Below are 19869 nucleotides of genomic sequence, written 5' to 3'. Positions count from 1 at the left end.
GGCGCGGACGTTGCGGTGGAAGATCTCCCCGTACAACCCGAGGGAGACCACCCCTTCCTGGATGCGGGCCCCGGCGCCTTCGTTGATGCCCACCAACGGCCTTCCGGTCTTGATCGCCAGGTCCATCACCTTGACGATCTTCTCGCCGTAGATCTCCCCCAACGAGCCGCCGAAGACGGTCGCGTCCTGGGAGAACACGCACACATCGCGGCCGTCGACGGTGCCGTAGCCGGTGACAACACCGTCACCGAAGGGGCGATTGTCACCCAAACCGAAATTCTGTGATCGGTGCCGCGCCAACGCGTCTAGTTCGACGAACGAGCCCTCGTCGAGCAGGGCCGTGATCCGCTCCCGCGCGGTCAACTTGCCCTTCGCGTGGACCCGCTCCACCGCCGCCTCACCCGACGGCATCTCCGCAGCCCCCAGACGTTTACGAAGATCGGCCAATTTACCCGCAGTGGTATGGATATCGGGTTCGGTTGTCGTCATGCAGATGTCCCCTACGTGTGTGTGGAAAGCAAGGTGCGGATGGTCAGTTGGTCGCGAGTGATCGGGCGATGACGAGACGCTGAATCTGGTTGGTGCCCTCGAAGATCTGCGTGATCTTGGCGTCGCGCATGTAGCGCTCGACGCGGAAGTGTCTGGTGTAGCCGTACCCGCCGAACACCTGCACGGCGTCGGTCGTCACCTTCATGGCCGCATCGGTAGCGATCAGCTTGGCCACAGAAGCGTTGCGGGAGTATGGAAGTCCGGCGTCCCGACGACGAGCCGCGTCGAGATAGGTCGCGCGTGCGGAGTCGACTGCGGCGGCCATGTCCGCCAGCACGAACCCCAGACCCTGATGGTCGATGATCTTCTTGCCGAACGCAGTGCGTTCCTGCGCGTACTTCACGGCATCGTCGAGCGCAGCTTGCGCGATTCCGACTGCGACAGCGGCGATTCCGAGCCTTCCGGCGTCCAGCGCGCTGAAGGCGATCTGCAGTCCTTGACCTTCCGCTCCGATGCGCCATTCGGTGGGAACGTGCACGTTGTCGTAGTGCGCCGACGTGGTCGGGATCGCATGCAACCCCATCTTCTCCTCGGGCTTGCCGAAACTGAGGCCTTCGGTCCCGTCGGGAACGAGGAAACACGAGATCCCTTTGGAGCCTTCGCCGGTGCGGGCGAACAGGTTGTAGAAATCAGCAACACCGCCGTGGGTGATCCATGCCTTGGACCCGTTGACCGTGTACCCACCGTCGGCCGCGCTCGCCTTGCAACTCAGGGCCGCTGCGTCGGAACCGGCCTGCGCCTCGGACAGCGAATAGGCACCGATCTGCGACCCGCCGAGCATGTCGGGAAGCTGGTCGGCCTTCTGCTGATCGGTACCGAACGCCATCACGGGATAGCAGGCCAAACCGTGCACGCTCACCGCGACTGCAACGGCCGCCCATCGTGATGCCAATTCCTCGAGTACTTGGAGGTACACCTCGTACGGCTGACCTCCACCGCCCCATTCCTCCGCGTACGGCAGGCTCAACAGTCCGGCTTCGCCGAGAGTGGCGAACACTCCCGTCGGATAGGTCTCGTTGCGCTCGTGTTCGTCGACGATCGGGTCGAGCACCTTGTCTGCCACATCGCGGGTCAGCGCGAGAAGGTCGCGCGCTTCGGCGGTGGGCAACAGACGAGCGACGGGCACTAGAACCTCCGGGATGTTCGGCATCAGTACTGAAGAATGATCCGCAGTACTGATGCACAGTACTGCACAAGGCGATGCAGTACCATCCTGGATGTGAACGCACCCGTGACCTCGCATGCCACGGCTCGCCGTTCGGAATTGTTCGACCAACTCGTCAGCCTGTTCCTGGCCGAGGGGTTCGCTCACCTGACGCTCGACACCATCGCGGCTCGCCTCCGCTGCTCCAAATCCACCTTGTACACGTTGGCGTCGAGCAAGGATCAGTTGGTGGGCGGCGCAACCGTGCACTACTTCAAGTCCATGACCACCCAGGTCGAGAATGCGGTAGCCGAGGTCGACGGAACCCGCAACCGCATCACCACGTATCTCACCGCAGTCGGTGCCGCTCTGGAATCTGCGTCCGAGCAATTCATGACCGATCTCGCGTCGCTCGAATCGGCCCGTTCGGTGTACGAACGCAACACCGCAATCGCGGCACGACGGGTCCAGGAGCTGATCAGCGAGGGTGTAGCGAGTGGCGAGGTACGCGACGTCCATGCGGCATTCGTCGGTGACGTCGCATCCTCGGTCATGGTGCGCATCCAGACGCGCGAGGTGTTCCGCCTGACCGGCCTGAGTGACGGCGACGCCTACCTCGAACTGGCGAAGTTGTTGACGGCGGGTATCGGGGCGTAGTGCCGGCACCGGGGAATGAATCGACCCGGCTGAGCGCTGAGTCGTACGAACATAGTTGATCCTTCAACGAAAGAGCGCACGATGAAGAAGATCGGATTTCTGTCCTTCGGACACTGGTCACCGTCCCCGCAGTCGCAGACCCGATCGGCATCGGATGTGCTGTTGCAGTCGATCGACCTCGCGGTCGCGGCCGAGGAACTCGGAGCCGATGGCGCGTACTACCGCGTCCATCACTTCGCCAATCAGCTGTCGTCGCCGTTTCCGCTGCTCGCCGCCGTCGGAGCCAGGACGAGCACCATCGAAATCGGTACCGGCGTCATCGACATGCGGTACGAGAATCCCTTCTACATGGCCGAGGATTCCGGCTCTGCCGACCTCATCTCGGGCGGGCGGTTGCAACTCGGCGTGAGCCGGGGATCGCCCGAACAGGTCATCGAGGGGTACCGCCACTTCGGATACTCCCCCGCGGAGGGCTCCGACCACGCAGACATGGCTCGCGAGCACACCCGTATCTACCTCGACCTGCTGGAAGGCAAGGGCTTCGCTCAGCCGAACCCGCGGCCGATGTTCCCCAACCCGCCTGGCCTGCTGCGCCTCGAACCTCACGCACCGGGTCTGCGCCAACGCATCTGGTGGGGCGCAGGCACCCGCGAGACGGCCGAGTGGACGGCGCGCCAGGGTATGAATCTGATGAGCTCCACACTTCTCAGCGAAGACACCGGGGTGCCTTTCCATCAGTTGCAAGCCGAACAGATCGAACGCTTCCACAAGACGTGGAGCGACGCGGGCCACGACTTCGCTCCTCGAACATCCGTGAGCCGCAGCATCTTTCCGATCGTCAACGATCTCGACCGCGCCTACTTCGGCCGAGAGGGCAGCGGCGACGACCAAGTCGGCTACCTCGACGGCGGCAAGGCTCGTTTCGGCAAGACCTACGCGGGTGAGCCCGATCGGCTGATCGAAGAACTGGCAGCGGACGAGGCGATCGCCGCCGCGGATACTCTGCTGCTCACCGTCCCGAACCAGTTGGGTGTGGAGTACTGCGCACACGTTCTGGAGACGCTGCTGCGCGACGTGGCCCCCGCACTGGGGTGGCGTTGATCACTCGGTGACCAGGGGCGATTGGTTTCGGCGGATACGGGTACTGGCAGCAGGTTCACCCGCCCCCACCTGCCAGGAGTCCTCATGCTCAAACGCGACGTATCCGCGCGCCTCGATGTAGACATCACCGCCGCCACCACGCTCGAATTCCAGATCGCCATCGCACCGCACCCCGGTACGACGGTCACCGAATCGCTCTCCTTCGTTCTCGACGGTAATCCCGTCGAGGCGAAGGAGGTCAGCGGACCGCACGGCAACCGCATTCACGTCATGCCCGCCGACGTCGGCAACTTACAGGTCTCGTACGACGCCACCATCCTGGGCAACACCACCCCGGCCCCCGTCACCGACTACGACATGTCGCTCTACCTTCGGCCCAGCCGCTACGCCGAAGCAGACAAGTTCTACGGTTTCGCCGCAACAGAATTCGGCGACTACGCCGATTCCGAGGAACTGCTGGCCAAGATCTCCGCCTGGGTGGGCGCACGCCTGAATTACGTTCCAGGAAGCAGTGATCCGATCGACGGAGCCGTCGACACGCTGCTCGCAGGCCAGGGAGTGTGCCGCGACTACTCGCATCTGGTCGTCGCGATGCTCCGCGCTGTCAATGTTCCTGCCCGCCTCGTGGCCGTGTACGCGCCCGGATGCGATCCGATGGATTTCCATGCCGTCGCCGAGGCGTTCGTCGGCGGCCAGTGGCGTGTCGTCGACGCCACGTGCCTGGCACCGCGGTCCACTCTGGTTCGCATTTCGGTAGGCCGCGATGCCGCCGATACCGCATTCCTGGACAACCACAAGGGTGCCATCACGCTGAACAGTTCCGTCGTCACAGCCGTGGTCGACGGCGAGCTTCCGCACGACGACATCACCGAGCTGGTCTCCCTCACCTGAACGCCGCGGTCGCTCGAGTGATGCAGATCACTTTCCCGTGACGTTTGCTTTCGGCCTCGAAAACCGACTAAGTATCCGTTACCAACAATCACAGCCACCCGAAAGGTGCACACCATGAGCTTCATCGACAAGGCCAAGAACGCAGCAGAAGACGCCATCGGCAAGGCGAAGGAAGTTGTCGGCGACGCAACCAACAACAAGGACCTCGAAGCCGAGGGCAAGAAGGATCAGGGTTCGGCCGGCGTCAAGAAGGTCGGCGAGAACATCAAGGACACCTTCAAGTAACCAGCAGCCCCGCATCGAGTGCCGCCGGTCACCGCGATCGGCGGCACTTGGTTTCTGCTCACCCCCACTTCTCGGAACGGAACCCTCATGATTGCAACATCGGACACCACAACCACCAAGCGCCGCGGCGGATTCGCCTCGAAGTTGGCCCTCCTCGTCACGGTCGTGCTCGTTGCGGCACTGGTCATCTTCGTGCTGCAGAACACCGTTCACAGCACGATCAACTTCCTCGGCTGGAACTTCGATCTCGGGCAGGGCGTCGCAATGCTCGGTGCAGCCGTCGTCGGAGCGATCATCGCGCTGACGGCAACAGCAGCAGTCAAGGTTCGACGGGCCGTCCGCTGACAACCTCCCCCACGACAGGACTTCCCGCATGATCCCGCTGCTGGCCCGCAAGTATCTTTACCGCTACCTTGTCGTCGCGATCGGCTTGCCCATTGCTGCCCGGCTCCTGGCATTTGCCGGCGTGAGCCTCGAAAAGCGAACGGGCAGAGCCAATGTCGTATCCAAGGCCCTGAAGTCCGCCGGCAGGTTCGCGCAGCGTCGAGCAGACAAATCCGCTCGGAAACGTACGTCCGCAGCGCAGTAGCGGTAACGCGTTCAACTCCGCGCGACGTGGGCGGCGAGGACGTCGCGCAACACCTCACGGTCGTCGAATCGCAGGATGTGGTCGCCGTACACTTGTTCGGCATCGCAGCCCCGGCCCGCCACGACCACGGCATCCCCGGGCTGAGCAATGGCCACAGCACGCTCCACGGCACGCCGGCGGTCGGCTTCGACTACCACCACCGCTGAGCGTGCAGCCCGAGCGCCCTCTTCCACTGCGGCTCGGATGGTGCCGGGGTCCTCCGACAGCGGACTCTCGTCGCTGACGATCACCACATCGGCCAACGTGGCTGCCGTTCGCCCGAGTGGAAACCGCTTACCCGGGTCACGTTCGCCCGTTGCCCCGACGACGACGATCAGTCGACCCGCGACCACGCTGCGGACGAACGGCAGCAGCGCCCGCTGACCTGCCGTGTTGTGCATGTAGTCCACGACGGCCAGGAAAGGCTGTCCGACGTCGACACGTTCGAGGCGGCCGGGAACGGCGTCGAGGCGTTCGAGTCCTGCCGCGACTGCTGCGATGTCGCGGCCGGCCGCCAATGCCATGGTCAGTGCGGCCAGAGCGTTCTCGGCCTGGTGCGGACCCAGCAGAGGTAGGCGGATCTCGACATCGCCCATCGGGGTTCGCGCTGTCAGGGACGTTCCGACGTCGGTGCACTCGATGTTCTCGCCGCGAACATCGGCACCGCGATCGGCCGTGGACCACGTCCAACAGGGAATATCGAGGCGTCCCGCCAGGATTTTGCCGTGCGGATCGCCGACGTTGACCACAGCGCGTGTCGATCGGTGCGCCGAGAACAGTTCGGCCTTCGCGGCGAAGTAACTGTCCATGTCTCCGTGGTAATCCAGGTGATCCGGCGTGAGATTGAGGAACCCCATTACCGCGAAACGGAGGCCGTCGACGCGGTGCTCGGTGACGGCGTGAGAGGACACCTCGAGGGCAACCGCCGTGGCACCCTCGTCCCGGAAACGGCGCAGAGTCCGATGCACGGTGGCGGCCTCGGGTGTGGTTCTGGCCGATTCTTCCGCGCCGCGCGGGCCCGCCAAACCGATTCCGGTCATGGTCGCCACGGAGTCGCCCGCCGCAGCGAGCCCGGCTCCGAGCAGCAGGGTGGTGCTCGTCTTGCCGTTGGTCCCGGTGACCCCGTACAGATCGAGGTCTCGGTGCGCGAACCGATGAATTCGAGCGCACACCTCCCCGACCCGGCGGCGCGGGTTCGGCACGACGAGTGTCGGCAGAACCGTCGAGGCCCGGTCCGACAACGCCGCCACTGCCCCTCGGGCCTTGGCCTCGAGCTCGAAGTCGAGGCCGTGAGCTCGGCGGCCGGGCAACGCCACGTACAGGTCACCGGGACGAACCGTTCGCGAGTCGTCGCTTGCCCCGGTCACTCGCACGGAACGAATCGACGGCGCAGCGCCGATCGAGAGTGCCAGCTCGTCCAGTTCCACGCCGACGCCGATCGACGACGTGCCACCCCTGCCGAGATCGGGCTCGATCAATGCCCCGCAGGGTCGGTGAGGCTCTTGCCTTCCTGTGCCTTGACCCGGCGACGCTCGAGCAACACCAGAACCGTGCCTGCGACGAGCAGAACGGGCGCGAGGACCGCGCCCGTCCACGCCCAACCCTCGAAACCGTAGCCGGCCGCAGTCAAGGTCAGACCGAGGCTGACCAGCGCGAGACCGATACAGATGTAGCCGGGCCAGTTGCGCGCGTCGACGATCGCTTCCCCTGCGTGCCCGCGCATCGTGCGGTCGTCGTCGTTCGCTTCGGCACCGGAGCCGGCGGGGTCATGTTGGGCCATGGTGTCTCCTCGACTGCTGCTCGCTTCACCGGCGACGCATTCCGGGCCTCCAGGAACACGTCGATTACGTCAGTGTCCCCGCGGCGAACCCGTCCAAACATGAAGCCTCGCAGCACTCGAGGCAGACCCGTCATCGATATCCGGGCCGGCGGGCTCAGTTCTGCCAGGCGACGGCAGCGAACGGAGCGTGGCTCGACAACCGGCCGACGATGCCGGCATGCGCGAAGTCCTTTGCCGTGGCCACTGCGTCGAGCACGCCGGATCCCTTGGACAGCTCGGCGGTGATGGCAGCTGCGAACACGCATCCTGCGCCGGACACCCTCTCGTCGCCGATCTTCGGGGCGCGCAGGACGGTGAGGTCCTGTCCGTCGAACACGACGTCGACGGCTTCGTCTCCGGGTAGGCCGGCACCACCCTTGACCACGACGTACTGGGGGCCGAGGTCGGCGATCCTCCTGGCTGCCTCACCGAGATCCTCGACGGTGTCGATGGAGTCCATTCCGGACAACGTCGTCGCCTCGAACAGGTTGGGTGTGATGACGGTGGCCAGCGGAAGAATGTCGCGACGGAGCGCATTGTCGGTGTCGAGAGCCGCACCGGGTTCCTGCCCCTTGCAGATCAGCACGGGATCGACCACTACATGACGCCACGGCTGCAGGCGCAGTGATTCCGCGACCGTGGCGACGGTGGCGGGGGTGCCCAGCATGCCGATCTTGACGACATCGAGATCGTGAGCGGCGGTGGCCACTTCGATTTGATCTGCGATCACCGAACTGTCGATCGGCACGAAGCGGTGGCCCCATTCGGCCTTCGGATCGAAGGACACGATGCACGTGATGGTGCCGACCCCGTAGACCCCCAACCGCTCGAACGTCTTGAGATCTGCTTGCATACCGGCCCCGCCGGTGGCTTCCGAACCTGCGATCACGTAAGCGATTGTCGACATCGCCCCATTATGGCAACCGACGCCCCACACCGCGCCGGGTGGTCGAGAAGCCGCGTGCGCCGGGCTCGCTGCCGCGTTGTGCCCCGGCTCAGTGGCAGGTAGCGTCACCGATATCCGAGTCGAGTCCAGGCCGGTCCCCCACTGCGCAACCGCCGTACGTGTGCCCCGAGAACGGCGGCATACCAACGCTTTTCGTTCGGCGTAGCGGCGTACCGAGATGACGACGGAGGTCCGAGCGTGACGACGAAACGCGACACCACAGCTCGATGCGAGGACGTGTGGAACGTTCTTGCCGATGGCTGGTCCTACGCAATGTGGGTGGTCGGTGCATCCCGAATCAGAGCGGTCGACGCGGCGTGGCCTGCTCCCGGCAGTGTCATCCACCATTCGGTCGGGGCCTGGCCGCTCGTGCTCAGCGACGTCACGCGCTCGGTCGCCGTTCACGAGAACCGCGAATTACAGCTGCAAGCCCGGGCCATGCCGTTCGGACGCGCCTCCATCACCGTCCGGCTGCACCCGACCGCAACCGGCTGCACGATCGAAATGATCGAGCACGCGAGCACACCGCCGTTCGAGCTCGTGCCCAACCGGGTTCAGCATGCGCTGTCTCACCCCCGAAATTCCGAGGCACTGAGGCGTCTCGCACTGTTGGCGGAACGCGCATCGAACCCGTAGAACCTGCCGCGTCCGGCGCGGCCGGCTCGCCGAAACGTCTGTGCTGCAACCGATCGAGAGAACACGGTTGAAGACCGAACACACCGGGCATGCGATTGCCATGACATCCCCGCTGCGTCGTTCGGATCGATCTGTCTCCAGCACCAGCTCCCGAAGCGGAAACCGGAACTGATGGCGTCCGACCACAGTCCGAGCGTCCACCCGAACGGCTCCGAGTCCGACGGGTCGTCGACGCCACTGCGCCGGGCGATCTCGGGCAAGTTGTTGTTCGTCTTCATTCTCGGTGACGTGCTGGGTGCCGGGATCTACGCTCTCGTCGGGGAAATCGCGGGTGAGGTCGGCGGAGCGATCTGGCTGCCGATGCTGCTCGCTCTCCTGATGGCCTTGCTCACTGCGGCGTCGTACGCCGAATTGGTGACCAAGTACCCGCGAGCAGGCGGGGCGGCGGTGTTCGCGCAGCGAGCCTTCGGGCGACCGATAGTGTCGTTCCTCGTCGGATTCTCGATGCTCGCGGCTGGCGTGACGAGCGCGGGAGGTCTGGCGCTGGCCTTCTCGGGCGACTATCTCGCAGTGTTCCTCGATGTGCCCGCCGTGCCTGCGGCGGTCGTCTTCCTACTTCCCGTCGGACTTCTCAATGCCCGCGGGATCACCGAATCTCTTCGGGCCAACCTCGGTATGACGGTGATCGAGGTGTCCGGTCTCGTCGTGATCATCGCCCTGGCCGGGCTCGTTCTGGGCCGCGGCGACGGCGCGCCGTCACGGGTGCTCGAATTCACCGACGACACCACGCCGACGCTGGCAGTGCTGGGGGCGGCTCTGCTCGCCTTCTACTCGTTCGTGGGGTTCGAGACTTCGGCCAACATCGCCGAGGAGGTCGAGGATGTGCGGCGGGTGTATCCCCGGGCTCTGCTCGGAGCCGTCACGACGGCCGGAGTGGTCTATGTGCTGGTCGGTCTGGCAGTCTCGACGGTCGTTCCGGCGGATACGCTGGCCCAGTCCACCGGTCCGCTGCTCGAGGTCGTCGACGCCGCCGACGCCGGAATCCCACCGTGGGTCTTCAGTCTGGTCGCCCTCGTGGCCGTCGCCAACGGTGCCTTGCTGACGATGATCATGGCGTCGAGATTGACCTTCGGCATGGCCCGCGACGGATTGCTTCCGGTCGCCCTGGCCAAGGTGCTGCCCGGCCGCCAGACTCCGTGGGCGGCCATTGTCGCGACCACTGTGGTCGCAATGGTGTTGTGCACCACCGGCTCCGTGGCCGCACTCGCCGAAACGGTGGTGCTGCTTCTGTTGTTCGTCTTCATCAGTACCAACATTGCTGTGCTCGTGCTGCGTCGAGACCGACCCGACACCGACCACTTCCGAACGCCGACGGCGCTTCCCGTCCTGGCGTTGATCACGTGCGCCGTGCTGCTCACTCAGCAGTCCGCGGCCACGTGGCTCCGCGCCGGGCTGCTGCTCGCAGTCGGAATCGCGCTGTACTACGTCGGTAGGGTTGTGAGCAACAAGACCGCGACCGAGCCCAGGAGCATCACCCGATGACCACCACAGAGGTCGACGCAGTCGTCATAGGTAGCGGTCACAACGGATTGGTCGCCGCCGCGGCGATGGCCGACGCGGGGTGGGACGTCGTGATTCTCGAGGCGGCCGAACTACCCGGCGGCGCCGTCCGCAGTGCCGAACTGGTTCCTGGATTCACCAGCGACCTGTTCAGCGCGTTCTATCCGCTGGCTGTGTCCTCGCCCGCCATGACAGCACTCGAGCTCGAGCGTCACGGACTGACGTGGTCTCACTCGCCGACGGTCTACGGCCACGCGCGATCCCCGGAGGACACCGACGCTCCGGTCGTCCATCACGACGTCGAGGCGACCGCTGCTCTGTTGCGTGAGCACGACGTACGCGACGGTGACACGTGGCTGCGCCTGTTCGAGCAGTGGGAACGTATTCGCACTCCCCTGCTCGGTTCGCTCTTCGGGCCGTTTCCACCGGTACTGCCGGCAGCACGATTGGCGCGCACTCTCGGCGTCTCCGAGACACTGCGCTTCGTCCGGTTCGCCGCGTTGCCTGCACGGGTGATGGCCCACGAGCTGTTCCACAGCGAGGCCGCGCGGTGCCTGCTCCTGGGCAATGCGATGCACGGCGACGTACCCACCGACGCGCCGGTGAGCGGAATGATGGGATATCTGCTGACGATGCTCGCGCAGGACGTCGGGTATCCGGCGCCCGTAGGTGGATCGTCGGCATTGACCGACGCGTTGATTCGCCGGGCCCAGGCCTCGGGTGCTGTGCTGACGTGCAGTCGACCCGTCGAGTCCATCGACGTGCGGGGCGGTCGTGCACGCGCCGTGCACACGACAGGTGGCGAGACGTTCCGCGCTCGTCGAGCGATCGTTGCCGACGTGTCGGCCCCCGCGCTGTACGGGTCGTTGCTGCCCTTCGATGCGGTCCCGCGTCGCGTGCACGACGACTTACGTACGTTCGAGTGGGACACCCCGGTGGTCAAGCTCAACTACGCTCTCGACCGTCGAATACCTTGGCGCTCAGCATCTTTGGCCGACGCAGGCACCGTCCACCTCGGTGCGGACGACAACGGCCTGGTCCATTGGGCGGCCGATCTCACGACCGGGGTTCTCCCGCAGAGCCCGTTCATGTTGTTCGGCCAGATGACCACAGCGGACCGGTCCAGATCGCCCGAGGGCACCGAAAGCGCTTGGGCCTACACACATCTGCCGCGCGGCGTCGTCGACGACTCGGCCGCCGAGACCGTCGCCGACCGCGTCGATCAGGTGTTGGAACAGCATGCCCCGGGATTCGCCGATTCGGTGGTGGGACGGGTGGTGCAGAGACCGAGTGATCTGCACGGCGCCGATGCCAACCTGCACGGCGGTGCCGTCAACGGCGGTACCGCACAACTGCAGCAGCAGTTGATCTTTCGTCCCACGCCAGGATTGGGGCGCGCGGAGACCCCGGTGGAAGGATTGTTTCTCGGGTCCGCGTCCGCCCACCCCGGGGGCGGAGTCCACGGTGCGGCCGGGGCCAACGCCGCTCGGGCCGCACTCGGCCAGCGCGGGGCGAGCGGATGGGCGCGAAAGAAAGTCACCAGTGCACTGATCGAATTCCTGACCCGATGACGGCGTTACCGAAACGAGATCTTTCGTTACCGACTCGAGATCGTCGGCATCACCGTCCGACATCTCGCACTGGCATCGTTGACTACACAACAAACCAGCGAGCAGGCGGAGACACCAGCCGGCCGCGCACTTCTCCGGAAGAGGTCTCGACATGTCGATGAGCATTGCCACCATGGACAACGCCGTTCGCGACGACGAAGCCGAGTTCCGACTCGACACCATCGTCCGTTCCGACGGGAACAACATCCTGTGCGCCTTCGGTGAACTCGACATGTCGACCCGGGCCGAGTTCGTCCACGGCCTCGATCGCCTGGCCGCCGTTTCCTCCGTGGTCACGATCGACTTGTCCGAGGTGTCGTTCGTCTACTCGGGAGTCGCGAATGCCATCGTCGACGCGACATACACCCACCCGGGCAAGATCGTCATCCACGCACCGGCCCGTTCGGTGCGCATGGTCCTCGACGTACTGGGTGCAGGCGACCTGTTCGTCGACGCGCCTGGATCGTGAATCGGACACGATGACAGGTAACCTCGGCCGTATGTCTGACGACCCGACCGGAGGACAGTTCGAGATCGTTTCGGATGTGCACGACGCGACAACCGTCATCACAGTCAGAGGCGAACTCGACCTGGATACCATCCCCCACTTGTCCGCCGCTGCGTTCCCTGCGGCCGACGCCGCGGAACGCGGACTGGTAGTCGACATGACCGATGTGAGCTTTCTGTCGTCGAGCGCCATCACCGTGTTGGTCCGGGTGTCCGACCGGCTGCCCGAATCGTCGCGAATGGCACTGGTCGCCGTCGACGGGGTGGTCGTTCGCCCGGTTCAGCTCAGCGGAATCGACCGGGTGATGGCCACGTTCACCACCGTTCCCGAGGCTGTGGCGCATGTGCAGTCGAGCGCGGTCGACAGTGAGGGTGGCCGATGACGTCCCACTCGCAGCCCGCCAGTCGATGGAGTCACACTGCGACCGCTGAGGCTGCCGCTGCCAGCGCCGCTCGGCGCCGACTTCAGGGTTGGGCGCTCGACCTGGGCGTGCATCGGACCCTCGTGGACGACATCGCTCTCGGGGCCTACGAAGCCCTGGCCAACGTCGTCGAACACGCCTACAGCTCCGCGCCCGAACCGGGGACGATGACGATCACCGCAGCGTACGAACGCGAGACGCTGACCGTCACCGTCTCGGACACCGGCACGTGGCGTCCGCCGGCACCGACGACCACACGAAGCCACGGGCTTCAGCTCGCCGAGGCAGTGTCCGACGACCTCACCGTCGACCACCGTCCAGGTCTGGGCACCGTGGTCACCGCAGTGTGGCGGAACCCAGTCACGGCCGAATCAACCGGCCGCCCCTCGTAATCTTGGTAGGAGAAGCCATGACCGCCTCGGCTGCCGAACTACTCGACTCCGCACCGTGCGGGGTTTTTTCGATCGACGTTGCGTCCGGCGACATCCTTTACGCCAACGCGGCGGCCGCTCGCATCACGGCACTGAGTCGGGACGATCTGGTCGGCACCGCAGTCACGGATCTTTTCAGCCCCGAGTTCGCACCGGTTTTGCGCGAACTGCTCGCGGCAGCCACGTCGTCCGACTCCGACTCGCCCATCGGAGTGACGGCGCAACTCACCGGCGCACCCGCATCGGGCTCGCAGACGGCGGTGTCGATGCTCGCCAACAGTTTGCGAGCGGTGTCCGGTGCGACGACGGTGACCATGACGCTGCACAACGAGACCGAGCGCCGAGTCCGCGAGCAGCACCTGATGGATGCGCGGATATATGCCGAGGCAGCTCAGGACGACGCCGAAGCAGCTCTCGACCGATCTCAGGATGCATTGGGCGCGTCGGAGGAAGCCCGCAAGTTGGCGGAAGCCGAGAAGACTCAGGTACAGATTCTGGCGTCGACTCTGCAACGCACACTGTTGCCGCCGATCCTGTCCGCGCCGACGGGCATGCAGGTGGCGGCCCACTACCACCCCGCGTCCATCGACGAAGTGGGCGGCGACTTCTACGACGTGTTTCCCCTCGACAACGCGACGTGGGGTTTCTTCCTCGGCGACGTGAGCGGAAAAGGAGCGGGCGCGGCTGCCGTCACGTCCCTGACTCGATACACGCTGCGGGCCGCAGCGGTCTTCGATCGGGATCCGATCGCCGTACTCGAGAACCTCAACACGGTGCTCCACCACGAGTTTCACGGCGACGATCCGCGTTTCTGCACCGTGGTCTTCGGTACCGTCGCGCCGGGACCCGACGGTGCCGTGGTGCACCTCGCCAGCGGTGGCCACCCGCCGGCTCTTCGTATCGCGCACGACGGCGTCGTCGAATTCGTGGACACCACCGGGGGGCAGTTGGTCGGAGCCCTCACCGAACCGCACTTCGCCTCGGCGACGGTGACGATGCAGCCCGGTGACGTGTTGGCGTTCTACACCGACGGGCTGACCGAGGCGATCGTCGGCCCGGGCCGAACTCGTTTCGACGACGACGGCAGTCTGCACGCATTCGCCGCCGAACGAGGCCGGACCTCCGCGGCGAAGATCGTCGACGATCTGACCGAATTGTTGGCCTCGTTCGGTGACGGACTTCAGGACGACGTGGCGTTGCTCGCATTCGAGGTTCCCCCGATCGATACCGATTCCGGCTCGGATCCGACCGGTTCGTAGTCCTTCGACTCCTCGATCGCCTCCAACAGCGGTACTTCCTCACCGTCGAGCACTCTGCGCATTCGCTCTTTGTCGAGTTGGCCCTCCCAGTTCGCCACGACGAATGTCGCGACGCAGTTGCCGAGAAGGTTCACCGATACTCGCATGGAGTCCATGATCCGGTCGGCACCGAGCAGCAACGCCACGGCCGCAACCGGGATGGACCCGTGCCCGATGGCCGCAACGGTCGCCGACAATGCGAGGAACGACGAACCCGGTACTCCGGCCATGCCTTTGGAGGTCAGCATCAGGATCAACACCGCAGCGATCTGCTCTCCGAGTGTCAGGTCGACGCCGAGAGCCTGCGCGAGAAAGAGAATGCAGATCGACAGATAGAGGGTTGCTCCGTCGAGGTTGAACGAATATCCCGTCGGAACCACCAGACCGGTGGTCGTGCGGGAGCACCCTGCCTCGGTCAGCTTGACCATGATGCGCGGCAGTACCACCTCCGTCGACGCCGTTCCGAGGGCGAGGAACAACTCGTCCTTGATGTACCGCAAGAACTTCCAGAGGTTGACTCCGGCGAAGTACCGCGCGACGGCCGCGAGAACGAGAATGAACAACACGGCAGCCAGGTAGCAGCACGCGATCAGTTTCCCGTAGCTACCGAGCGACGAAATGCCGTACTGGCCGACGATGTATGCCATCGCCCCGAAGGCACCGATGGGTGCCAGGCGCATGATCCAACCGATGATCGTGAAGAAGATGTGGCTGATGTGATCGACGAGTTCGAGCACGATCGGCGGGCCCTTCTCACCGAACTTCGCCAAGGCCAAGCCGAACAGCACGGCGAAGAACAGCACCTGCAGTAGCGCGTTCTCCGCGAATGCCGACACCACGGAGGTCGGAATGATGTTCAGCAAGAAGTCCACGGTGTGCGGCAACTCGCCGCTGCCGGTCTTCTGGTCGACGGCCTCGGCACCGGTGGCCAAGGTCTGCGGGTCGATGGAGAACCCGGAGCCCGGCTTGACGATGTTGCCGACCACCAGGCCGAACACGAGCGCGAACGTCGTGATCAGCTCGAAGTAGACCAGGGCCTTGACGCCGATGCGGCCGACGGACTTGAGGTCGCCCACATGGGCGATGCCGATGACGACGGTGCAGAAGATGATCGGGGCAATCAGCATCTTGATGAGCTTGATGAAGCCGTCGGCCAGTGGTTTGAGGTCTGCACCCAGGCCCGGCCAGAGCCACCCGATCGCAATGCCTCCGACTATGCCGATCAGTAACTGCACGAAAAGCGATGCATACCAAGGCTTTCGGTGTACACCGGGTTCGGCTTCCCGGTCCGTTGCGGTCGGTCGTTCTGTCATGCGCTCACCGTTCGATCGAGTTTCCGTCGTGCTCGGCGACATCTCCGTCGCATCGCACCATGTTTCGGCGCGACCATCGTGCGCGAGAAATGTTTCGGCGATGTTGACGGTGATGGTCGATGGTGAAACCAGTCGACTCGATCGGCAGGTCGAGTTACACGTGCGCCCCGAGGCCGGGCTCGAATCGGATCGACGGACTGTTGTTCGGTCCATCGAGGGTCACATGGGCACGCACGCGGTACACCCGCGCGATCAACTCCTCGGTGAGTACGTCGGCGGGTGCGCCTGCTGCCACCACCCGGCCCTCGGACAACACCACGAGTTGCGTGCAGAACATCGCCGCCAGGTTCAGATCGTGCAGTGCGATGACGCTCGTGATGGGTAACCGTGCGACCAGCGCCAGCAATTCGAGCTGATGATGGATGTCGAGATGGTTGGTCGGTTCGTCGAGCAGCAGTTCCCGCGGCTCCTGAGCCAGGGCGCGCGCGATCTGCGCGCGCTGCCGTTCTCCGCCGGACAGCTGATGCCACAGACAATGAGCCTTTCCTGCCAGACCCGTATGCCGCAGTGCAGAATCCACGGCCGCCGCATCTGCAGCTGCGTCTCCGCCGAACGCTCCTCGATGGGGAATGCGGCCGAGCCGTACGACGTCGGCGACGGTGATGTCGAAGTCGGTGTCGGCGTGCTGACTCACCACGGCCACGATCTTCGCGACGTCCTTGCGCCGCATCGCGGACAGCTCGGTTCCGTCGAGGGTCACCACGCCCGACGTCGGCCTGACGGCACCGTTCATCAGATGCAGCAGCGAGGACTTGCCGGATCCGTTGGGCCCGAGCAGCCCGACGGTATCGCCCGGGCCGGGCTCGAGGGACACCCCGTCGACGACCAGCGCACCGCCGCGACGCCACGTGACATCGGTTGCCGAGAGTGTCATGACGCCTTCTTCCGTCTGGACAGGATGGCGATGAATGCCGGGACGCCCACCAGTGCGGTACCCACGCCGACCGGCAGCGGCGTCGGCGCGAACGCGACGCGCGACACCGCGTCCACCCAGACCATGAAGACCGCCCCGATCAATGCCGTGACCGGAACGAGGCGACCGTGCCTCGAGCCGACGAGGAACCGCGCTGCATGCGGCAACACGAGCCCGAGGAATCCGATCGCCCCTGCCACACTTACCAAGGTGGCCGTGATGAGGGCGGTCACGACCAGGAGTGCGATGCGAGCCTTGCGTACCGGGATGCCCAGTGAGGACGCCACCTCGTTGCCGAACGAGAACGCGTCGAGCACGAATGCGTAGTAGAAGCAGACGGCTGTCCCGACCGCGACGACTGCGGCGCACAGAATCACGTCGTCCCAGCGAACACCCTCGAGCGAGCCCAGCAGCCAGAACATGACGCCGCGGGTCTCGTCGGAATCGGCGAACGCGAAGATCACCAACGACGTCAATGCCGAGAACAACTGGGTCGACGCCACTCCGGCCAGAATCACGCGGTCGTTGTTGCCGCCGGAGAGTTGAGCGAGCAGCAGCACCAGTCCGAATGCCACCAGTGCCCCGATGAACGCGCCACCGGACAGTCCGAGCGCGGCCCCACCGACTCCGAGGATCCCGACCAGCACCGCGCCTGTGGACGCGCCGGAACTGATGCCGAGCACGAACGGGTCGGCGAGCGGATTGCGGAGCAGCGACTGCATGATGACCCCGCAGATCCCGAGGCCGCTGCCGCATGCAGCTGCCACGAGGCTGCGTGGGAGCCGTTCTTCCCACACGATCGCGTTCTTGGACACCCGGACGGGGATGTCCGCCAGTCCCAGGTGGTTGAGCACGACGTCACGCACGTTGACCAGCGAGATCTGGGCCGGCCCGAGCGTCATCGCGATCGCCACGGAGACGACCAGAAGGAGAACCCCGCCGATCATGACGGCGGGCAGGCCGATCTGTCGTTTCGCCGAGACGCTCGGCTCGGCCGTGGTGGCGCTCAGGACCGAGGCCCGATCTGGTTCAGGCCTGCGGTCAGCTTCTCGACGGCGTCGACCAGCCGAATCGAGGGGTTCATCTCGGCGCCGTGCAGCGAGATGTACCGCTTGTTCTTCACCGCGTCCATCGTGCTGGTGACCGGGTCCGATTCGAGGAACGCAATCTTGTCCTCCAGCTTGTCCCCGGGGAAGCGATTGCGGAGTAGGTCTCCGAGCACCAGTACGGACGGATCGCGGTCCACCACTGTTTCCCACCCGACCGCTTCCCAGTCGTCCTGCAGATCGGAGTAGACGTTGGTGGCACCGACCTGATCGGCGAGGAGGGCAGGCGCTCCGGAGCGGCCGGCGAAGTACGGGCTCTTGGTGTCTGCGAACCAGAACGCGATGCTCTCACCGGTCTTGTCGTTGCCCGATGTGGCCGCGTCCAGACGGCCTTGCAGTTCGCTGATCAAGCTCTCACCGCGTTCCTGGACGTCGAACACCTCGGCCGTTTCGCGAATGGTCTGATACAGCGCGTCCATGGTCAACGGGGTCGTCCGGGGATTGCCACCGTTGACGCTCAGGCCGTTGTCACAGTCGGTGGGTGCGAGATACGTCTCGATGTTCGATTCGGCGAAGCGGCTACGGTCTGCGACACCGCCCTGCTTGTAATGGCGGCCGAACGACGCGGTGACGAAATCCGGGTCGGTGTCGAGCACCACCTCGTAGGTCGGCGCGTTGTCTGCCAACCGCGGAACGGATGCGTTCGCCTCGGCGAGATTCTCGCGGATCGGATCCGTCCACGACGCTGTCCCGACCATGCGATCCTGCAGACCGAGCGACAGCAGGATCTCGGTGGAATCCTGATCGAGAGACACCACTCGCTGCGGCGGAGCGTCGACGGTCACCGACTGGCCACAATTGTCGAGTACGAGCGGGTAGACGGTCTTGCCGTCGCCGCCCGTGGCCGCGGTCTGCGACACCTCCTCGGACTCGCCACATGCGGTGATCAGACCTGCAGCAAGAACCAGCGACGAGAGGGCAGCGACGCGCCTCGTACCTTTTTTCACGGGGTGACCGAACTTTCTCGACGTACTGAGCGGGAGGACGAACAAGAGGAGAGGATACCCTGCCCTATCTTGCTCGACGACCGCCGCGCATTTCGGTCGCTCCCGTTCGGTGCCTCAGACCATGTCTGCCCAGGGGTCCGCACGCCGCCACAGCGTCGGCAACTGCAGGTCGACCCCATCTCTGCGTGCACAGGCGGTCAATACGTCGAGCGAGGTGCGCATGTCGTCGAAGGCGTAGGGCAGCGGCCGCAACGGCCTGTCGAGGGGCCGGAAGAAGTCGTCCCAATGCGTCAGCACGACGCGCCGAGCCCCCACCGACAACACCGTCTCCCGCCAATACTCGCCGATGTACTCGCGTGTTCGGCGCCCCAGCTGACCGATGGACAGGTACACCACCTCGGCGGAAAGGCCGTCGAGCATGCCCGCTCGGAACCCGGCGCTGCTGTGGACGAGAGCCCGCCTGCCGCTCGGACGGTGCTCGACTGCCATCGACCACGCCTCACCGCACCGGAACGCTCGCACCCGAGCAGGCTGCCGCAGTGGCCGGTCGATCGTCCCGTGAGCTCGGTCCGGATACGAGTGAACCGACTCGACGAACGTGACAGTGAAATGACCCAGTTCGACCGCGGAACCGTCGGCGACGACGGTGATGCGACCCTCGGGCATCCGCGCGCCCCGCCCGATCTGTGCCGTCGAAGCACCACCGACCAGGGCAGCGCCGGTGCGCAGTGCCACCGCTGCGGAGTCGAGGGCATGATCGAAATGAGAATGCGCGCACACCACCGCGTCGAGCGTCCCGATGCCCGCCCTACGCAACGCACTGTCGATTCTCGGGCCGTCCGAACGTAGCGGCAGCAGAAGGGTTTTCGGCAGGGACGGACGCGAGAAGAAACCGTCGGTCAGGATCGCCGACTCGCCGTCGTCGAACAGCACTGTGCTCACCCCGAGAAACGAGACCGACACCGGGGATCGGGGATTCGCCGATGCTGTGGTGGCGATCTCGGCCGCATCGGGCAGTGGGGGTCTACCGAGCGAACGCGGCACTC

At 65.2% G+C, this 19869-nt stretch carries 23 protein-coding genes; 13 read left to right on the top strand and 10 right to left on the bottom strand.

Features of this window, described 5'->3' with window-relative positions:
• Together CH285_RS04670 and CH285_RS04665 are read right to left on the bottom strand one after the other, a co-directional pair.
• Positions 1 to 489: carboxyl transferase domain-containing protein (locus CH285_RS04670; protein WP_306436721.1), on the bottom strand; the 489-nt coding region annotated here is incomplete at its 3' end.
• Positions 490 to 532: 43 nt separating this feature from the next.
• Positions 533 to 1675, bottom strand: a complete 1143-nt coding sequence (locus CH285_RS04665; protein ID WP_094644592.1) for an acyl-CoA dehydrogenase family protein — start codon at positions 1673 to 1675, stop codon at positions 533 to 535.
• Positions 1676 to 1768: 93 nt separating this feature from the next.
• On the opposite strand from CH285_RS04665, the gene CH285_RS04660 reads away from it, so the two are divergent.
• From CH285_RS04660 to CH285_RS04635, 6 genes are all read left to right on the top strand, one after another.
• The gene (locus CH285_RS04660; protein WP_230074079.1) at positions 1769 to 2350 is read left to right on the top strand and encodes a TetR/AcrR family transcriptional regulator; all 582 of its coding nucleotides are present in this window, start codon (positions 1769 to 1771) and stop codon (positions 2348 to 2350) included.
• Positions 2351 to 2431: 81 nt separating this feature from the next.
• A complete protein-coding gene (locus tag CH285_RS04655) occupies positions 2432 to 3451 on the top strand; it encodes an LLM class flavin-dependent oxidoreductase (protein WP_027496194.1) in 1020 nt (339 codons plus the stop codon).
• Between the two features lie 84 nt (positions 3452 to 3535).
• Positions 3536 to 4342: a transglutaminase-like domain-containing protein gene (locus tag CH285_RS04650; protein ID WP_027496193.1), complete on the top strand. Its 807-nt coding sequence runs from the start codon at positions 3536 to 3538 to the stop codon at positions 4340 to 4342.
• Positions 4343 to 4456: 114 nt separating this feature from the next.
• Positions 4457 to 4627 carry a CsbD family protein gene (locus CH285_RS04645; RefSeq protein ID WP_027495724.1) on the top strand — a complete coding sequence of 57 codons (171 nt, stop codon included), beginning with the start codon at positions 4457 to 4459 and terminating at the stop codon, positions 4625 to 4627.
• An 87-nt stretch (positions 4628 to 4714) separates the two neighbouring features.
• The gene (locus tag CH285_RS04640; RefSeq protein WP_174557318.1) at positions 4715 to 4972 is read left to right on the top strand and encodes a lipopolysaccharide assembly protein LapA domain-containing protein; all 258 of its coding nucleotides are present in this window, start codon (positions 4715 to 4717) and stop codon (positions 4970 to 4972) included.
• A gap of 28 nt (positions 4973 to 5000) precedes the next feature.
• A complete protein-coding gene (locus CH285_RS04635) occupies positions 5001 to 5216 on the top strand; it encodes a hypothetical protein (RefSeq protein WP_027496191.1) in 216 nt (71 codons plus the stop codon).
• Between the two features lie 11 nt (positions 5217 to 5227).
• Here CH285_RS04635 and CH285_RS04630 read toward each other — a convergent pair whose 3' ends face one another.
• The 3 genes from CH285_RS04630 to thiD all read right to left on the bottom strand — a co-directional run bounded on the left by CH285_RS04630 (position 5228) and on the right by thiD (position 7981).
• A complete protein-coding gene (locus CH285_RS04630) occupies positions 5228 to 6733 on the bottom strand; it encodes a Mur ligase family protein (RefSeq protein WP_094644591.1) in 1506 nt (501 codons plus the stop codon).
• Positions 6730 to 7035, bottom strand: a complete 306-nt coding sequence (locus tag CH285_RS04625) for a membrane protein (protein ID WP_027496190.1) — start codon at positions 7033 to 7035, stop codon at positions 6730 to 6732. The genes CH285_RS04630 and CH285_RS04625 overlap by 4 nt, the downstream gene beginning before the upstream one ends.
• A 154-nt stretch (positions 7036 to 7189) precedes the next feature.
• Entirely contained in the window at positions 7190 to 7981 is a 792-nt protein-coding gene (gene thiD / locus CH285_RS04620; protein WP_094644590.1) for a bifunctional hydroxymethylpyrimidine kinase/phosphomethylpyrimidine kinase, read from the bottom strand.
• A 237-nt stretch (positions 7982 to 8218) separates the two neighbouring features.
• Here thiD and CH285_RS04615 point away from each other — a divergent pair, with 237 nt between their 5' ends.
• The 7 genes from CH285_RS04615 (at position 8219) to CH285_RS04585 (ending at position 14445) form a co-directional block, all read left to right on the top strand.
• On the top strand, positions 8219 to 8656 hold the full coding sequence (locus tag CH285_RS04615; RefSeq protein WP_094644589.1) for an SRPBCC family protein: 438 nt from the start codon (positions 8219 to 8221) through the stop codon (positions 8654 to 8656).
• Positions 8657 to 8827: 171 nt separating this feature from the next.
• Positions 8828 to 10198 (top strand): APC family permease, encoded by a 1371-nt coding sequence (locus tag CH285_RS04610; protein WP_094644588.1) that lies wholly within the window; start codon positions 8828 to 8830, stop codon positions 10196 to 10198.
• Positions 10195 to 11787 (top strand): phytoene desaturase family protein, encoded by a 1593-nt coding sequence (locus CH285_RS04605; RefSeq protein WP_032388799.1) that lies wholly within the window; start codon positions 10195 to 10197, stop codon positions 11785 to 11787. Before CH285_RS04610 ends, CH285_RS04605 begins: the two co-directional genes overlap by 4 nt.
• Positions 11788 to 11944: 157 nt before the next feature.
• Positions 11945 to 12295 (top strand): STAS domain-containing protein, encoded by a 351-nt coding sequence (locus tag CH285_RS04600; protein WP_141214982.1) that lies wholly within the window; start codon positions 11945 to 11947, stop codon positions 12293 to 12295.
• Between the two features lie 31 nt (positions 12296 to 12326).
• On the top strand, positions 12327 to 12716 hold the full coding sequence (locus CH285_RS04595; protein WP_027496186.1) for an STAS domain-containing protein: 390 nt from the start codon (positions 12327 to 12329) through the stop codon (positions 12714 to 12716).
• Complete coding sequence (locus CH285_RS04590) at positions 12713 to 13147, top strand: ATP-binding protein (RefSeq protein WP_032368860.1); 435 nt, start codon at positions 12713 to 12715, stop codon at positions 13145 to 13147. The genes CH285_RS04595 and CH285_RS04590 overlap by 4 nt, the downstream gene beginning before the upstream one ends.
• 17 nt (positions 13148 to 13164) lie before the next feature.
• Complete coding sequence (locus tag CH285_RS04585; protein ID WP_072692246.1) at positions 13165 to 14445, top strand: PP2C family protein-serine/threonine phosphatase; 1281 nt, start codon at positions 13165 to 13167, stop codon at positions 14443 to 14445.
• On the opposite strand, the gene dctA is transcribed toward CH285_RS04585, so the two are convergent.
• The 5 genes from dctA to CH285_RS04560 form a co-directional block, all read right to left on the bottom strand.
• Positions 14367 to 15797, bottom strand: a complete 1431-nt coding sequence (dctA, locus tag CH285_RS04580; protein WP_094644586.1) for a C4-dicarboxylate transporter DctA — start codon at positions 15795 to 15797, stop codon at positions 14367 to 14369. The two genes, CH285_RS04585 and dctA, sit on opposite strands and share 79 nt — an antisense overlap.
• Positions 15798 to 15951: 154 nt before the next feature.
• Complete coding sequence (locus CH285_RS04575) at positions 15952 to 16731, bottom strand: ABC transporter ATP-binding protein (RefSeq protein WP_027496184.1); 780 nt, start codon at positions 16729 to 16731, stop codon at positions 15952 to 15954.
• Positions 16728 to 17717 (bottom strand): FecCD family ABC transporter permease, encoded by a 990-nt coding sequence (locus CH285_RS04570; RefSeq protein WP_080729059.1) that lies wholly within the window; start codon positions 17715 to 17717, stop codon positions 16728 to 16730. The genes CH285_RS04575 and CH285_RS04570 overlap by 4 nt, the downstream gene beginning before the upstream one ends.
• A 59-nt stretch (positions 17718 to 17776) precedes the next feature.
• On the bottom strand, positions 17777 to 18823 hold the full coding sequence (locus tag CH285_RS04565; protein ID WP_027496182.1) for an ABC transporter substrate-binding protein: 1047 nt from the start codon (positions 18821 to 18823) through the stop codon (positions 17777 to 17779).
• 114 nt (positions 18824 to 18937) lie between these two features.
• Positions 18938 to 19867: an MBL fold metallo-hydrolase gene (locus tag CH285_RS04560; RefSeq protein WP_236254067.1), complete on the bottom strand. Its 930-nt coding sequence runs from the start codon at positions 19865 to 19867 to the stop codon at positions 18938 to 18940.
• Positions 19868 to 19869: the final 2 nt, after the last annotated feature.

Source organism: Rhodococcus sp. 05-2256-B1 (genome assembly GCF_002258465.1).
GTDB lineage: Bacteria > Actinomycetota > Actinomycetes > Mycobacteriales > Mycobacteriaceae > Rhodococcoides > Rhodococcoides fascians.
The sequence above is the reverse complement of the archived record's forward strand: the minus strand, read 5'-3'. Positions and strand labels throughout refer to the sequence as shown.

Excerpts from the sequence above, each read along its gene's own strand:
- CH285_RS04595 (WP_027496186.1), top strand. The coding sequence starts at position 12,327 with ATGTCTGACGACCCGACCGGAGGACAGTTCGAGATCGTTTCGGATGTG.
- CH285_RS04635 (WP_027496191.1), top strand. The coding sequence starts at position 5,001 with ATGATCCCGCTGCTGGCCCGCAAGTATCTTTACCGCTACCTTGTCGTC.
- CH285_RS04605 (WP_032388799.1), top strand. The coding sequence starts at position 10,195 with ATGACCACCACAGAGGTCGACGCAGTCGTCATAGGTAGCGGTCACAAC.
- CH285_RS04600 (WP_141214982.1), top strand. The coding sequence starts at position 11,945 with ATGAGCATTGCCACCATGGACAACGCCGTTCGCGACGACGAAGCCGAG.
- CH285_RS04585 (WP_072692246.1), top strand. The coding sequence starts at position 13,165 with ATGACCGCCTCGGCTGCCGAACTACTCGACTCCGCACCGTGCGGGGTT.
- CH285_RS04645 (WP_027495724.1), top strand. The coding sequence starts at position 4,457 with ATGAGCTTCATCGACAAGGCCAAGAACGCAGCAGAAGACGCCATCGGC.
- CH285_RS04575 (WP_027496184.1), bottom strand. The coding sequence starts at position 16,731 with ATGACACTCTCGGCAACCGATGTCACGTGGCGTCGCGGCGGTGCGCTG.
- CH285_RS04570 (WP_080729059.1), bottom strand. The coding sequence starts at position 17,717 with ATGATCGGCGGGGTTCTCCTTCTGGTCGTCTCCGTGGCGATCGCGATG.
- CH285_RS04610 (WP_094644588.1), top strand. The coding sequence starts at position 8,828 with ATGGCGTCCGACCACAGTCCGAGCGTCCACCCGAACGGCTCCGAGTCC.
- CH285_RS04625 (WP_027496190.1), bottom strand. The coding sequence starts at position 7,035 with ATGGCCCAACATGACCCCGCCGGCTCCGGTGCCGAAGCGAACGACGAC.
- thiD (WP_094644590.1), bottom strand. The coding sequence starts at position 7,981 with ATGTCGACAATCGCTTACGTGATCGCAGGTTCGGAAGCCACCGGCGGG.
- CH285_RS04640 (WP_174557318.1), top strand. The coding sequence starts at position 4,715 with ATGATTGCAACATCGGACACCACAACCACCAAGCGCCGCGGCGGATTC.
- CH285_RS04590 (WP_032368860.1), top strand. The coding sequence starts at position 12,713 with ATGACGTCCCACTCGCAGCCCGCCAGTCGATGGAGTCACACTGCGACC.
- CH285_RS04655 (WP_027496194.1), top strand. The coding sequence starts at position 2,432 with ATGAAGAAGATCGGATTTCTGTCCTTCGGACACTGGTCACCGTCCCCG.
- dctA (WP_094644586.1), bottom strand. The coding sequence starts at position 15,797 with ATGACAGAACGACCGACCGCAACGGACCGGGAAGCCGAACCCGGTGTA.
- CH285_RS04650 (WP_027496193.1), top strand. The coding sequence starts at position 3,536 with ATGCTCAAACGCGACGTATCCGCGCGCCTCGATGTAGACATCACCGCC.